The organism is Pseudomonas sp. WS 5021 (genome assembly GCF_012985535.1).
Taxonomy (GTDB): domain Bacteria; phylum Pseudomonadota; class Gammaproteobacteria; order Pseudomonadales; family Pseudomonadaceae; genus Aquipseudomonas.
The window spans coordinates 139,874-153,587 of the sequence record NZ_JAAQWP010000008.1; the positions used below are offsets into that span (position 1 = coordinate 139,874).

Genomic DNA, 13,714 nt, shown 5'->3' on the forward strand with positions numbered 1-13,714 from the left:
GCGCTGCCTGCTCAGGGACCTGCCATGCCCACCAAAGCACTGACCATCCTGATCGCTGATGAACAGCACCTGCAACGCTTGCACCTCGAGAAAATGCTCAACCAACTGGGTTACTACCGGATCGTCCCGGTGCAGACCTTCGATGAAGTGCTGATCCTGACCGATATTCCAGCCGAGCCATTCGATGTGCTGATTATCAATGCGGGCCTGGCCGCCAGCGCGGGTGACGCACTGGCGTTCCAGCAGGTGCGCCATGTGCTGGTCTATGACGACCAGCACAGCGGGGCGCCGGCCTCCCAGGCGATGATGCGTTTGCCGGGGTCGCCCGACAGCCTCACCCTGGAGCACTTCATGGGCATCATCGACCCGCCGTCACCGGCCAGCGGCTTGCGGGTCTTGCCGTGGCTGCGGGAGTTGGCGCGCAGCCCGGCGGTTTAGCTCAGTCCCACTGCGGCGCAATGCCCTTGGGGCTGGTCAGGCGCTGACCGCGCTCAAGGCCTGCGATCTGCGCCATATCGGCTTCGCTCAAGGTCAGTTGCACGGCCTTGAGGTTGCTCTGCAGGTTGGCGCGTTGGGTCGAGGACGGAATCACCGCGTACCCCAGTTGCATGGCCCAGGCCAGGGCCACCTGTGCCGGTGTGGCCTGGTTACGCTCGGCAATCGCCTGGATCACCGGGTCTTTGAGCACCTCGCCGTAGGCCAGGGTCATGTACGAGGTAATCTGGATGCCGTGGCGCGTGGCGAAATCCACCACCTTGCGGTTTTGCAGGTACGGGTGCAGCTCGATCTGGTTGGTGGCGATATTCTCGGCGCCGACGGCGGCGATGGCTTGTTCCATCAATGCCACGGTGAAGTTGGAAATGCCGATCTGCCGGGTCAGGCCCTGGCGCTTGGCTTCGAGCAACTGCCCCATGAACTGGGCGACGGGCACCTGGTTTTCCGGCGACGGCCAATGGATCAGGGTCAGGTCCAGGTAGTCGGTCTTGAGCTTGCGCAGGCTTTCCTTGAGGCTGGGGATCAACTGGCCTTCGGCAAAATTGGCGATCCAGATCTTGCTGGTGATGAACAGCTCATCGCGGGGGATACCGCTGTCAGCAATAGCCTGGCCGACCTCGGCTTCGTTCTCGTAGATCTGCGCGGTATCGATGACCCGGTAGCCCAGGCCCAGGCCAGTGCTGACGGAATCGATGACCACCTGGCCTTGCAGGCGGAAAGTGCCAAGGCCGAATGCGGGAATAGACATGAGTGACTCCTGTGGTGGCGTGAACAATGGCCTCGAGTATCTGCCCCGGGCGCCCGGGGAAACACCCACGATTGTTCAAATGACTCTTGACCACAAGTCACGAGTCGCCGGCAAGCCCGCTCCTACAGGGTGTTGAGCTGGCGCGCCAGGTCCAGCACCACTTTGCCGCTGCCGACAGTGGGCACCAGGTGGGTAAACGGGATATCGATCATGCGGTTTTCCCGCACTGCCCGCAGGCGCGACAGCACCGGGTCGCGGGTCAGCAACTGGCGTTTACGGCTGGCCGGGGACCATATGGCATCGGCCAGCAGGATCACATCCGGGTCGCTCATCAATAACGTCTCACTGCTGACCGTGACCCGGTATTGATTGATCCCGGCCAACAGGTTGCGCGCGCCGGCGGCGGCCAGCAGGGCAGTGACGAAACCTTGCTGTCCTTCGCTGTCCAGGCCGTTGACTTCACTGTCGAGGTAAAACACCGACAAGGGTGTTGCCGGCTTGGCCAGTGCCCGGGCGCTGGCCAGGTCGGCGTCCAGGGCGGCAATCAGCTCGCGGGCGCGCTGCGGCTTATGCAGCAGGTTGCCCAGGGTTTGCAGGTCTGTGCGGATATGCCCGAAATAATCCAGGGAGTGCCCGGCACAGGCCGATTCCAGCAGATACGAAGCCACGCCATTGCCCGCCAGCCCAGTGCGTGAAGTAATGCCGCTGCCAAAGGCCGTGGCAAAACCGCCCACCACCAGGTCCGGCCTCTGCCCATACAACACTTCGCTGGCCGGATAGCGCAGTGCAATCACCGACACCCCCAAATACTTGCCCTGCTTATGCGCGGCGCCGTTGTCATCCAGGTACGCCACGCCCACCAGTGCCGGGCCGGCGTCCAGGGCCAGCAGCATATCGGCGGCGTGTTGATTGAGGGCGACAATCCGCGCCGGCGGTGCATGGGGCAGTTGCCAATCCTGCTGGCAGTTGCGGTAGTCGTGCGCAATGGCCGAGGCACTGCACAACAGGGCGATGGCAACGCCTGCCAAACGTTTCATGGATGCTCCCGGATCAACAGTTCCTCGACCACCTCGCCGCCCACCAGGTGCACATCCACCAGGCGCACGGCATCGGCCTTGCTGTGCACCCCATACCAGCAGCGCTGCGGGTACACCGTGAGCACTGGCCCCAGGTTGCAGGGGAACTGGCAATGGGTGCGCGTCAGCAGCACACCGCCAGGCACTTCGATGTGCTGGTGCTCCAAAAGGCGCCGGCGCAGGGTTTTCCACAGTTGCAGGGCGCCACGCTGGGTGCAGCGCGGGCCGGTGCACAGCAGCACATGGTGGGCATGCTCGGGTATACGGGACCAGTCGGGGTGGGTGTCCACCCCGTCGATTTGCGTGATTTCAGTCATCAGAAGCGATACGTGTAACGCACCTCCGTGGTGAACGGCCGGCCCAGGTTGTCGACATTGCTGGAGCGGCTGGTGACGTAGTCGCGGTCGAACAGGTTTTCTACCAGCAGGCTCACGCGGTGTTGATGGGCAGGGTCGAGGTAGCGATAGGCGTCGGCGTCCACCACCGAATAGTGGCCGTATTCGACTCTTTTCGAGCTGATTACATCGTGGATATAGCGGATCGCCGCGCCGGCGCCCCACAGGCGGTTCTGCGACTCGAAACCCACCCGGGAGCGGGCAAAGAAGCTCGGCACGTCATTGAGGGTGACCCCGGCGCGCGATTCGGTCAGGTTGCGGGTCATGTCCGCCTGCAAGCTCCACTGGTCGTTGAGCGCCAGCTTGGCGTCGGCCTCGAAACCGCGCACCTGGATCTGCCCCTGGCCGTTGACCCAGTGGCTATCGTCGAGGGTGATCAGGTCGGTGATCTTGCGCTTGAACAGGGTCACGCTGGCGCTGAATTCACGGTCGGCCAGCAGGCCCTTGTAGTCCAGGCCCAGCTCGGCGTTACGGCTTCTTTCCGGCTTGAGGTTGCGGTTGCCCAACTCGTCGCCGGGTTCATTGACGAACAATTGCTCGGCATTCGGCAGCTTGTAGGCCGTGCCGTACTGGCCGCGCAGGGCCCAGTTGGGGTTGAGGTCGTAGAGCGAGGTGAGCATGCCGACGGTGGCACTGTCGCCGCCGCTCATGGTTTCGTGGCGCACGCCGATGCTCGGATGCCAGTCGGGCAGGGCGTCGATCTGCGGGCGCAGCTGGGTGTACAGGGCGTGGGCCTGGGCCTTGTTGTCGTCGATCACCAGCACGTCGTCCTGGCCCTTGAACCACTGGTTATCCGAGCCGAACACCAGCACATGGCCGCCCGTAAGCTCAGCCTTGCCTTCGGCCTGCACGCCCCAGTCGGTAAAGCCCCAGTAGTCATTGTGGTTACGCACCACGGTGCCGCCGTCGGCGGTGTTGTTGACCCTTGAGTAGCGAGTGTCCCAGTCGTTGATATGGCCCTTGAGGAAGTAACTCAGCCGCTCGTTGATGTTTTGCTCGAAGGTCGCCGTGGCAATCTGCTGCACGCGGTCGTTGGTGGTCTTGCGGTTGTTGGTGGCGCCGGCAAAGTCCAGGTTGGCATCGGAGTACTGGTAGAACAGTTCCAGGCGCGAGTCATCGCTAAAAGACTGGATGGCCTTGGCGCCGAGGGTGGTGACTTCGTAGGAGCGTTTCTTGTCGGTGACGTTGCTCATGTCGCGGTTGCGAAAGGGCTGGTAGCCCTCGGACACGTTATGGCTGACATAGGCCAGCAGGCCCAGGTCGCCCAGGCCATTGGTGAAAATCCGCTCGGCCCGGGCATCACCCGTGGTGCCGCCAAAGGTATCGACGCCCAGGTTGGTTTCGCCGGACACCTCACGGGTCTGCGGGCTGCGCGTGACGATATTGATCACGCCCGCCACGGCCTGGGTGCCGAACAACAGGCTCTGGCCACCCTTGAGCACTTCGATGCGCTCCACGGCGTTGGCCGGCAGGGTGTCCAGGTACAGGCCCCCGTACAGGCGGTTGTTCAGGCGTACGCCGTCGAGCAGGATCAGCGTGTCGTCGTTGCGCCCGCCCAGCAGGGAATAGGTGCCGTAGTCGAACGGGCCGTTTTTCGGCGCGACGTAGAAACCGGGGATAAACATCTGCATCGCCCGCGTGATATCGGCGCTGGGGCCGGCGCGTTCGATCTGGGAGCGGGTGACGATCTCGACCTTGCTGCCGTATTGGGCCATGTCGGCCACGGTGGTGGACTCCACCGACGGTGCCAGAATGGTCTGCGGCTTGAGTTCCAGGGCGCTGTTGTCAGCCAGTAGCAGGGGGCTGAACACGCAACCCAACAGCAGGGTTGGGCCAGAAGTGACGTAACGTTGAAAAATCATAGTCTTCTCGAAAGTATCTTCGCAGAAGCACGCAGGAGAAAGTATCGAGCACACGCCAATACCGGCCCATGCCCGCCCACCGCAGGATTTTGCCAAACACACATTCCAGGCCGGTCTCCGGGCTCTCGCGTATCGAACCCTTCACCTTCCCATGGCGCTCTGGCCACAGTGGTGTGTCGAAGGGGTCACGCGAATACCGTTGCGGGGGCAGCACCGGACTTGCTCGAACGAGCGTACCGGTTTCCCGTTTCACCTCATGCACGGCGGCATGCGGCACCTGAAACAGGGCCGCATCTGAACATTCGCCGGACCGTTCGTCAATGTGCCGAACCGATTGCGCAGCGCCGCGTGCTTGCCTGGGCTCAGCGATTGGCCGCGCGAGGCGGGTAGTGGACGGGGTAGTAGGAGAACAGCAGGTACTCCAGCGGGTTACGGATCATGGAGATGTCCGTACGATCCTTGACGGTTTCCACGCTGTCGTACTGCGCATAGGTGTCACTCACCAGTCTGGGCCCGTCGTGCGGCCCGTGCATCTGGATGCCGGTCTTGAACTCGGCAGTCACCAGTTCGGGGCTGGGAGTTACGGTCACCGTGCCGACAAAGGCCTTTACCGGCTTGTTGATCAAGCGCTGGAACTGGGCGGCAAAGGAGTTTTCGGCGCCATTGCCGGAGTAGCACACCAGCAGGCGCACGTTGTCGAACTGGCTGGGGTCGATGCCTTTGGCCAGCAGGTGGGCGTGCAGTTGTTCGGGGGTGTGTTCGGCGCCGTCATAGAGGATGGTTGAGCTGGCGCCGGTCAGGCGCTCGGTGACGCTCAGGTCGCGGCCATGAGCGTTGATATTGAGCCGGGGTTTGCCTTTGTATTGGTCTTCAAAGGTAAAGAGGTTGCCTTTGACCAGTTGCATCTTTTCCATCGTGCCCTTCATGACCTGCAGGCGCCGGACCTTCTGGCCATTGGGGGCCTCGACAATGCTGTTGCGGCTGGCGCTCACGGGGGCGCCGACCCGCCTGGCCGCAGGCCGCGCGGGCGTCTGGAGTAACAGCATTGCCAGGTTGACCAACAAGTCGGCCATGGCCGGGGCTTTGTTGCCGGTATCGTCGTCGGCCAGGGTCTGTAGGTCACTAAGAATGCCCTGGAACTGCAACGCCACGCCGATGGCCGCGCCCGGCCCGCGCAGTGCGGGCAGCACGGCGTTGAGCAGCAGATAACCGCCCTCTTTGAGCGTGGCCCAGCGGCTTTCGTCATCGGAGACCGACTGTTGTTCGGCAATGCTGGTCAGGCCCAAGGCATTGGCGTCGTACAGGTGGTTCATCAGTTGCCCGGTTTGCAGCTTCTCTTTGAGTGTATTGGCCGCCTCGTAACCGCCGGCGGCCAGCTTGGGCTCGGCAGGCACGGTCTCACCGTCGCCCACGCCAAAAATGCTGGTGGTCTGGAGGCTGGGCTCCTTGAAACTCCAGGCCTTGTAGTACGCCCGGGTCGCGTCATCGGGCAACCAGGCCAGGATGTCTTTTTGCAGGCGGCCTGGTTGCTGGATGGCTTGGAGCAATGCCTGGCGCGTCGGAAATTGCAGCAGCGGCGCATCGGCGATCAGCGGGCGGTAGAGGATATGCGGGCCCTTGGCACTGTCCTCGGGTTCGATCAGGTACATATTGTCGACCACATCGGGGCTCTTGCCGGGGCCCGGCACGAATGCCAGTGGGCGGATTACGATCTCCTGGCCGTCGACGCGCTTGGTGCCGGGGGCGGGGTCGAGGATGGCCTGGATGTAGCTCAAGCCAGTGGTATCGACACCGGATTGTTTGTTGACGGCCAACTCCAGGGCCTTTATTTGCAGCTCTACTGGCACTTGCTCGGCAAACAGGGCCAGGCGTTCGGCCTTTTTGGTGCGCTCGTCTTGCAGTTCACGTTTGAGCAACAGCGGGTACTTCTTGCCGACGTCGGCGTCCTCGATCAGCTTCTGCAGGACACCATCCTTTTCAAGTTCGGTGACGCGGGTGTTGCCCGGCTTGAGGTAGACCTCCACGTCTCGACTGGGCAGGCCCGAGAGGTTGCGCAGCAGGGCGTCGGTGAGGCTCATGGACTCGCGATGAATGCCGCCGCTGATCACACCACCGGGCGAGGTGCCGCCCACCGCAACCTTGAACACCACCTGCAGATCCTTGGCGGGATGGTTCACCGCCTTGAGGTTATCGAAAGTCTGTTCGGCAAAGGGGCGGATATCGGGAATGTCGCTGTTGTAGGTGCGGCCCTTGTTGCGCTGGTGGATGCTTGCCAACTGCAGGCTCAGGTCATGCAACACAAAACGTTCGGCCTCGCTGGCGTTGTTGACCCAGCCCGGCATTTTGCGTGTGGGCCGCTCGCCCGCCACCGCGCCGTAGGCCGGGCTGCTGCTGAGCACGTCACCCAGGCCCTGTTCGATGAGGGTCTGTGCCTGGGCGACGAACGGATCTGCGTCGATTTTCTTCAAGGTGTTCAGGCGCCCCGTGCCTGGGGCTTGTTGGCTGAGGTGTTGCGCCCGGGCGGCGTCGAACGCGGCGTAGGAGTCATAGGGGGTGACGGTGCCGTTTGGCGCGCACAGCAACAGGATCAAACGCTCGCCGATATGGCGTTGCACCAGTAGGTTGGGGGAGGCGGTTTCGCTGGCGTCCGGGTGTTGCCGTGTAACGCTGCCAAGGGCAAATACGGTGATGTCACTGTTGGCGGCGGGAGGTGGGCGTGTCACCATTTGGTCCAGGGTTTCGCGTTGCGCGTCATCCAGCCCCGGCTGTTTGAGCCCGGCCAGGCGCAGATTGTTGCGCAACAACTCACTGACCAGCGCCTGCCGATCGCCGGCGAATGGCCCCGCCGCGGTGCTGAACGCCGGTTGTGCCCAGTAGCTGCGCAGGTCGCTGGCCATGGCCTCGCTCAACTGCGTGGGCAGCGCGTGCAGGGCTGCTTCAACGGCTTTCAGATTGATCGGCAGGGGCGTGTCGGGGGTGTTGCCCGTATGGGCGAGCAGGTCCGGGCGGGTGTCGACCAACTTGCTGTTGTCGGGAAAGCTCGGCGCGTCCTCGCCGCTCAGGTAGTTCAAGGCCACGGCCGTGAGGGAGCTGCGCCGGAAGTGCCCCGGGTTGGCCGGGTCGGGCTCGGCGTAAGCGATCTGGTTGATATCGAAGTCCAGGCCGGGAGAGACCTTCTGAATGGCCTCGGTGAGCAGTCGTTGCACAACCGAACGCACATCGGGTTGGCCGTCAAATTGGCGGCGAACGGTCTCGGTTGTCGGGTTGAGGGCCTTGGCAGGCCCGGCCGCAGTGGCACCGGTTGCCTGGTCGAGGCGTTCAACCGCAAGGCGCCGTTTTTGCTGGAGGGCGCGTGTGGGGGCAGTGTCCGTGGGGCTACTTGCGCTTAACGCCGGGAAACCACTGCGGTTGAGTACCGCGCAGCGTTTGAGGGTTTCCAGCAATGTGCCGTCTGCGGGTGTTTCACCATAGAAGTTCAAGATGTCCTGGAAACGGACCGCGTTGTAGTGCGGGTGACGGGCCCTGTCTGTCGACCCTGCGGCCAGGTCCCGGGCCTGCGCGACGATGTCGGCCGCGACGGCTGACCAGCCGGAGTCGTCGCTCAGGGTGAAGCGTTTTTCGAGCATCACCCCATTGGGGTCGGTGACCTGGCAGACCAGATCGCCGGTTTGCGGGGCAATGCTGACACTGGGCAGGTCAAGTTTGTGCTGTTGCGCAAAGCGCAAAAAAGCCTCGGCGTTCAACGCCTGTTCGAACGCCTGGCGGGTTTGGCCCATCGTCGAGAACGTTGGCAACCGGCCTATGCTCCCCCCCGATGTTCCGTGCCCAGGCAGCCGGGTTTCGGGGTGCCCGGAGCTCAGGTCGCTGCTGCACAGCCTGGCCAGAAACAGATCGCCTGCGCTGATTTTTTCCAATGAACTCTGCTGGGGCAACGACGGGCTCTGATCGCGGGCCGCAACGGTGTCGATCGCATCCCGCTGCAGTTGCTTGGCGTGTTGGTGCTCGGGGCGGTTATAGCGCGGCTGCTCAGAGCCTGGGTAAGCCAGGGCGGCAAAGCCATGTTCGGTCTGTAGGCGGCCAATATAGGTGAGGGTGTCGGCCTTGGTATTGGCGAAGGAGTCCCCGTAGAAGTCGCTTACCACGTTGGATGACGCGCTGTGTTCACCGGCGTATTCAAACGACTGTGCAAGTGTCGGGGCCAGCACCCGCGCAGCCGCTAAAACGTCGGCGGATGCCTGGTCCCAGCCGCTGTCGTACGAGGTAAACGTGGCCGGTTTGTCGTTGACGGTGCAGTCCAGCCACCCCGACCTGGGGTTGAACGTAAAGCGTGAGGTGTCGATATGGTGTTCTTTGGCAAATGTCGCAAATGGCTCGCTATTCACGGCTTGAGTGAGGCGCGACCAGGCCTGGCCGAAGGTCGAGTCGGCGGGAATAGCGTCCACCTGCCTGGCGCTGGGGCTGTCTTGCCCGCCAGGCTCAAGGGAAATGACCCGGCTCATCAAGGTGGCGGCCAACAGGCACGCCAGGTCGCTATCGGCTTGCCTGACCAATGACCGGGCTTGTTGCTGGGCGTCGAGGCTGATAAACGGCACCCTTCCTAGGGGGGTCGCATCGCTGGGTTGCGCGGGTGCCGGTTGCACGCTTGGGTAGGTGCCCGCAGGGGCGAGGGCGGGGCGGGAGTCGGTCAGTCTCATGGGCAATCCTTGGACAATAGGGGAGGCTTTTTGGGTGGCGGTCGGTTGCCCGCGGTTCCGCCCCGAGCGCCAACCCATGCGATAGATAATGTGTCGCACCAACCGCTGTACTATGGTGAGGCCGCTTCGGCGGTCGACCCTTCCACTACCTTCAACCTCGCGGGATTCTGAATGCAGGCCACTCGCTTGACCCTGATCGCCCACGCCCCTACGTGCGCCCGTAAACCGGCACGTTTTGCCCTGGACGAGTCATTGCAAATGGACTGGCAGCAGGCACGCCTGTCCCAGGCGCAGCGCTTCAAGCGGGCACCGCGCCTGCTGTGTGGACCGGAGGCGCGAACCCGGCAAACTGCGGGGTTGTTCGGCGAGTCCGCGCAGGTTGAACAGGCGTTACGTGACTGTGATCTGGGGCGCTGGCAAGGCATGGCCATCGATGCGATTCAACACGCTGAACCCGAGGCCTTGCAGGCCTGGCTCACGGACAGCACGGCAGCGCCCCATGGCGGCGAGTCCGTGGCCCAGTTGTGCGAGCGAGTGGCGCAGTGGCTAGGCACCCTGGAACAGGCGCCGGGCCATGTGCTGGCGGTGACTCACCCCTTTGTGATCCGTGCTGCGTTGCTGCATGCGCTGCAATGCCCCCCGGCTATGTTCAACCGGATCGATGTGGAACCGCTCTCTAGCACTGAGCTGCGTTTCAATGGCATCTGGCGCCTGCGCCTGCAAACGCGCGAGACCTGAGCGGCGCGAACATGGCAAAATCCCCGCCCCGCACTGAGAACCCCGTCATGAAAAAAATCCTGATCATCGGCATTGGCGCCGGCAACCCCGACTACATCACGATGCAGGCGGTGAAGGCGCTTAACCGCACCGACGTGTTTTTCCTGATGGACAAGGGCCAGAGCAAGGACAAGCTGATCGACCTGCGACGGGAAATCTGCCAGACCTACATCGACGCCGGGCACGTCTACCGCTTTGTCGAAGCCGACTGCCCCGAGCGCGTGCGTGGCGAGATTGACTACACCACGGCCGTGCAGGATCTGAACCGCGACAAGCAACAGACGTTCGAGCGCATGATCAACCAGGAAATGGCCGACGGCGAAGTGGGCGCTTTCCTGGCCTGGGGCGATCCGGCGTTGTACGACAGCACCATCCGCATCCTGCAGGCGATCCTGGCCAGTGGCAGCAGTGAGTTTGAATTCGAGGTCATTCCCGGGATTACCAGCGTCCAGGCCTTGGCGGCCCAGCATAAGGTGGCGTTGAACCGCATCGGCCGGTCCATCGAGATCACCACCGGGCGCCGGCTCGCGGCGGGGCAGGCCAGCGATGCCGATACGTTGGTGGTGATGCTTGACGCCGAGGACTCCTACCGTAGCGTCGCGGACCAGGAGATGGACATCTATTGGGGCGCGTACCTGGGCACCCCGGATGAAATCCTGATCAGCGGCAAGGTGGCCGAGGTGGCCGACGAAATCGAGCGCGTGCGCAAGGCGGCGCGCCAGGCCAATGGCTGGATCATGGATACCTACCTGCTGCGCAAGCCGTAGGGGGGAATGCAATAAACAAAGTGGGAGCGGGCTTGCCCGCGATGGCGGGGTGTCAGTCAGCCTATGTATTGGCTGATACACCGCGATCGCGGGCAAGCCCGCTCCCACATTGGATGTGTGGTGCTTGGGGGAATGTCACTTGCCGCTGGTAATTTGCCTGACCAGCAGGCCATGCCCCGCCACATCCTCGGCCCGGGAAATCGCCTGGATCACCAGCAATCGGTTGCCGGAGCCGGCAAGGAAGGTCGAGTTCAAGGTCTTGCCGCCGCCCATGCTGGCGGTGCCATCAATCTGGCGCAGGCCCACGCCCTTGATCAGCAGTTTCTTCTGCGCCAGTTTTTTGTAGTCCGGCAGGCTGGTGCCTACGTCCTTGAGGAAACCTTCAGCCGCGCTATCGAGAAACAGCGGTTCGTCGTCCTTCAGGTCGATACCGTCGTTGCGCAAGGTCTGGGCCACTACCACCACGCTTTTTGACGCCTGGTTGATGTACATCGTGCCATTGGCGCCAGCGGTGCCCTGGGCTTGTGCGCCGGCGGGGAGGGCGTCGGCCACGTAGCCCTTGGGCAGGGTGAAGGTGAACTTGCCGTCCAGGGTCGAGACGATCTGGAAGTCGTCCGGCGGCGCGGCGGCCGGCTTGGCAGCCGCGAACAGCGGGCTGGCGCCCAGGCTGACAGTCAGCGCCAGGGCCAGGCGGGCGGCGGTTTTGCTGAGGGTGAGCATGAGGTCTTCCAATGGATGAACGAAATTGCGCTGTATTCTGTCAGAAAATTCGCAATTTCGTTCGGATCCATCCTCAGACCTTTCCGGACTCTTCTTCGAGGCGGTCCATTTCAAACAACCGCGCCAGTTCCGCACGGGCTTCCTGGGCCGACTGCATCACCTTGGCCGCATCGTCGTACACCGCGTGCTGCGCTGTCAGCAGTTGCAGGTCGTGATGCTTGAAACGGTTGATCCGCGCATCGGCCTGGGCCTCGCTCAGGCCCAGGCCGACCAGGGTGCGGCGGCTCATTTCCAGGCTGGAATAGAACGTTTCGCGCACCGGTGACGCGTCCAGGTCCACCAGGCGATGCACGTGCTGGCGGTTACGGGCGCGGGCGATGATTTTCATGTGCGGGTAGAGGTTGCGCACCAGTTCGGCGGTCTTGATGTTGATCTCTGGATCATCCATGGCGATCACGAAATACTCGGCCTGGTCGACCTTCGCCGCATGCAGGATTTCGGGTCGCTGGGGGTCGCCGTAGAACACCGGCATGCCGCCGAAACTGCGGGTCAGCTCGATGGTTTCGACCGAGGTGTCGAGGGCGATAAACGAGATGTTCTGCGCCCGCAGGATCCGCGCCACGATCTGCCCCATGCGGCCCATGCCGGCGATCACCACCCGTGGCGCATCGCTCTCGATGGCGCGGTATTCTTCCGGCACTTCCACCGGCTTGGCCTTGGGCCGAAACAGCTTCGGGCACAGCAGTAACAGCAGCGGAGTGAGGGCCATCGACAGGGTGATAGTCAACACCAGCACGTCGTACAGCTGCGGGGCGAACAGGCCCTGGTCGCGGCCGATCTTGAACACCACAAAGGCAAATTCACCGCCGGCCGCCAGCACTACGCCCAGGCGTACTGCGCTCTCGCGGTTGAGTTCGCCGACCATCTGCCCGACCGCGTACAGCAGCGGCAACTTGATGGCGATCAGCAGCAGGGTCAGCCCCAGCACCACAAAGGGCGTGCTGAACAACAGGCCGATATTGGCGCCCATGCCCACGCTGATAAAGAACAGCCCCAGCAACAGGCCCTTGAACGGCTCGATCTGCGATTCCAGCTCGTGGCGGTATTCCGAGTCGGCCAACAGCAGGCCGGCGAGGAACGCGCCGAGGGCCATGGACACGCCCACCAGTTCCATCAGCCAGGCGGTGCCGATCACCACCAGCAGCGCGGTGGCGGTGGACACTTCGCGCAGGCCGGTCTTGGCGACGATCCGAAACACCGGCCGCAACAGGTAGCGACCGCCGATGATCACCACGGCGATGCTGCCCAATACCTGCAAACCGTGGTTCAGGTCCTGGGCGGCGGTGGTGGTGTGGTCGCTGCCAGCCAGCAGCGGCACCATGGCGATCAGCGGGATCGCCGCGATGTCCTGGAACAACAGGATGGCAAACGCCAGGCGCCCGTGGGGGCTGTTCAGTTCCTTGCGTTCGGCCAGGCTTTGCAGACCGAAGGCGGTGGAAGACAGCGCCAGGCCCAGGCCCAGCACAATCGCGCTGTTCCACGACTGGCCAAACGCCCAGAGCGCCACGGCGCCCATCACCATGGCAGTCAACAGCACTTGCGCCAGGCCCACGCCAAACACGGCCTTGCGCATCACCCACAGGCGTTTGGGCGACAGCTCCAGGCCGATGATGAACAGCAACAACACCACCCCAAGCTCAGAGAACTGCGCGACGCTTTGCGGGTTGCCCACCAACCCCAGCACCGAGGGGCCGATGATCACACCGGCGAACAGATAGCCCAGCACCGCGCCCAGTTTCAGGTGCTTGGCCAGGGGTACGGTGAGCACCGCCGCTAGCAGGAACACCACGGCCGCTTGTAACAGGTTGCCTTCATGGGGCATCGCTTACTCCAGGATCTTTGAGTCGAATCGACAGGGCGCTATTAGAGCGCGCTTTTATGCGGTTGAATCTGAATTTTTGCCGAGGTAGGGCGCTGCACGCCGGCGCCTGTTGGATGTCGTCCAAATCCTACAAGGCACTTACGAAAGTATTAATACCATTTATTTCAATGACTTTAACGCGCGTCAGCTACGGTTCTGACAACAGGATTGTTGTCATCACGGTCAGGTAATTCGCTTTCGATGCGTGTTGGATCTGTTGTATGGGGCTTCTACGCATTCACGGACGAAAGGCTTGGAC

General features: G+C 62.9%; 10 protein-coding genes and 1 riboswitch. Of the genes, 3 read left to right on the forward strand and 7 right to left on the reverse strand.

What is annotated here, in order from left to right; genetic code table 11:
- Positions 1–24 precede the first annotated feature (24 nt).
- Positions 25–438, forward strand: a complete 414-nt coding sequence (locus tag HBO19_RS23550; protein ID WP_170043724.1) for a chemotaxis protein CheY — start codon at positions 25–27, stop codon at positions 436–438.
- Position 439: 1 nt separating this feature from the next.
- On the opposite strand, the gene dkgB is transcribed toward HBO19_RS23550, so the two are convergent.
- The 5 genes from dkgB to HBO19_RS23575 all read right to left on the reverse strand — a co-directional run bounded on the left by dkgB (position 440) and on the right by HBO19_RS23575 (position 9,270).
- Positions 440–1,243 (reverse strand): 2,5-didehydrogluconate reductase DkgB, encoded by an 804-nt coding sequence (dkgB, locus tag HBO19_RS23555; RefSeq protein WP_170058417.1) that lies wholly within the window; start codon positions 1,241–1,243, stop codon positions 440–442.
- Between the two features lie 122 nt (positions 1,244–1,365).
- On the reverse strand, positions 1,366–2,280 hold the full coding sequence (locus tag HBO19_RS23560; protein WP_170058418.1) for an ABC transporter substrate-binding protein: 915 nt from the start codon (positions 2,278–2,280) through the stop codon (positions 1,366–1,368).
- Positions 2,277–2,636, reverse strand: a complete 360-nt coding sequence (locus tag HBO19_RS23565) for a (2Fe-2S) ferredoxin domain-containing protein (RefSeq protein ID WP_169954751.1) — start codon at positions 2,634–2,636, stop codon at positions 2,277–2,279. The genes HBO19_RS23560 and HBO19_RS23565 overlap by 4 nt, the downstream gene beginning before the upstream one ends.
- Complete coding sequence (locus HBO19_RS23570; RefSeq protein ID WP_170058419.1) at positions 2,636–4,576, reverse strand: TonB-dependent receptor; 1,941 nt, start codon at positions 4,574–4,576, stop codon at positions 2,636–2,638. The genes HBO19_RS23565 and HBO19_RS23570 overlap by 1 nt, the downstream gene beginning before the upstream one ends.
- A 90-nt stretch (positions 4,577–4,666) precedes the next feature.
- Positions 4,667–4,872, reverse strand: a riboswitch (cobalamin riboswitch).
- Between the two features lie 66 nt (positions 4,873–4,938).
- Positions 4,939–9,270: a hypothetical protein gene (locus tag HBO19_RS23575; protein WP_170058420.1), complete on the reverse strand. Its 4,332-nt coding sequence runs from the start codon at positions 9,268–9,270 to the stop codon at positions 4,939–4,941.
- 171 nt (positions 9,271–9,441) lie between these two features.
- Between HBO19_RS23575 and HBO19_RS23580 the strand changes: the two genes are divergently transcribed.
- Both HBO19_RS23580 and cobF read left to right on the forward strand, forming a co-directional pair.
- On the forward strand, positions 9,442–10,008 hold the full coding sequence (locus tag HBO19_RS23580) for a histidine phosphatase family protein (protein ID WP_169954748.1): 567 nt from the start codon (positions 9,442–9,444) through the stop codon (positions 10,006–10,008).
- A 47-nt stretch (positions 10,009–10,055) separates the two neighbouring features.
- Entirely contained in the window at positions 10,056–10,814 is a 759-nt protein-coding gene (gene cobF, locus HBO19_RS23585) for a precorrin-6A synthase (deacetylating) (protein WP_169954747.1), read from the forward strand.
- Positions 10,815–10,949: 135 nt separating this feature from the next.
- Here cobF and HBO19_RS23590 read toward each other — a convergent pair whose 3' ends face one another.
- Both HBO19_RS23590 and HBO19_RS23595 read right to left on the reverse strand, forming a co-directional pair.
- Complete coding sequence (locus HBO19_RS23590; protein ID WP_169954746.1) at positions 10,950–11,534, reverse strand: hypothetical protein; 585 nt, start codon at positions 11,532–11,534, stop codon at positions 10,950–10,952.
- Positions 11,535–11,607: 73 nt separating this feature from the next.
- Positions 11,608–13,416, reverse strand: a complete 1,809-nt coding sequence (locus HBO19_RS23595; RefSeq protein ID WP_169954745.1) for a monovalent cation:proton antiporter-2 (CPA2) family protein — start codon at positions 13,414–13,416, stop codon at positions 11,608–11,610.
- Positions 13,417–13,714: the final 298 nt, after the last annotated feature.